General features: G+C 66.2%; 1 pseudogene. It reads right to left on the bottom strand.

Annotated elements, in window-relative coordinates:
* Positions 1–23: 23 nt before the first annotated feature.
* Positions 24–1,027 (bottom strand): annotated as a pseudogene (locus ABZ919_RS41515) (IS5 family transposase).
* Between the last annotated feature and the right edge of the window lie 76 nt (positions 1,028–1,103).

Here is a 1,103-nt window from a genome sequence, read left to right as displayed (position 1 = left end):
CTAGGGCCTGTGTGATGTTGTGATCAGCCAGTTTCCTTCAGGAGGTCGTTGATCCAGATCATCGAGGCACGGAGGTGGAGGCCGGCGAGGTAGCTCTCGGGCGTCTTGTCGTATCGAGTGGCGATGCCCCGCCAGGCCTTCAACTTGTTGATGAGCCGCTCGACGGTGTTCCGCTCCTTGTACAGATCGGTGTCGTGGCGTGTGGGGCGGCCGCCCCGGCTGCCCTTCTTCTTCCGGTTGGCGGCCTGGTCCTTCTTCTCCGGGATGACTCCCTTGATGTTGCGTTTCCGCAGGTAGGAGCGGTTGGCGCGGGAGGAGTAGGCCTTGTCCGCGGCGACAGCGCCGGGCCGGGTCCGAGGCCGACCGACAGGCAGTCGGACCCGTATCTTCTGGAGCACGGGGATGAACTGCGGGCTGTCGGCGGCCTGTCCCGCGGTCAGGACGAGGGACAGCGGACGGCACTTGCGGTCAGCGGAGAGATGAATCTTGCTCGTCAGTCCACCACGGGATCTGCCGAGCAGGGCTTGGCTCAAGCGGAGTCTGCGCCGTCGCCTGACACGTCGTCGCTCTTCCTGCTCGGGGTCGTCCCTGCCGTCGTGTCCGTTCTGTTCTGGCGGTCCGCCCCCTTTTGCCGGGCCCGCTCCTGCTCGGCGGCGGCTTCCTCAAGGGCGTCCATGACGTCCTTGCCGATGCACATCCCGGCTGCGTCGTGGTGGGCGCGGGCAGTGGTGGAGTCCACGCTGACCAGGGATAAGTCCGTCTGTCCCCGGCGGACGGCCTCGGCGGTCATGCCTTCCAGAAGAGCGGAGAAGAACCCGGCGTCCCGCCAGACGCGAAAGCGCCCGTAGACCGTCGCCCACGGTCCGAAGTCGGAGGGCATCTCGCGCCACTGGGCACTGGACCGGAACCGCCAGATCACCCCCTCGAACTGATCCCGCAGCCGCTGGGGGTACGGACCGTACTCGCCTATCGGCAGGTACGGCTCGATGAATTCCCACTGCTCGTCAGTGAGTTGCCTACGTGTCACACCCAGCGTCCTACCAGGTCCCGCCCCCGCACGGGACCAGAACCCGAGATTGATCACGACCTCACACAGGCCCTAG

The organism is Streptomyces sp. NPDC046759 (genome assembly GCF_040645475.1).
In the GTDB taxonomy this organism is placed as follows: domain Bacteria; phylum Actinomycetota; class Actinomycetes; order Streptomycetales; family Streptomycetaceae; genus Streptomyces.
Note: the sequence above shows the minus strand (reverse complement) of the source record. Positions and strands in the feature narration are given on the sequence as shown.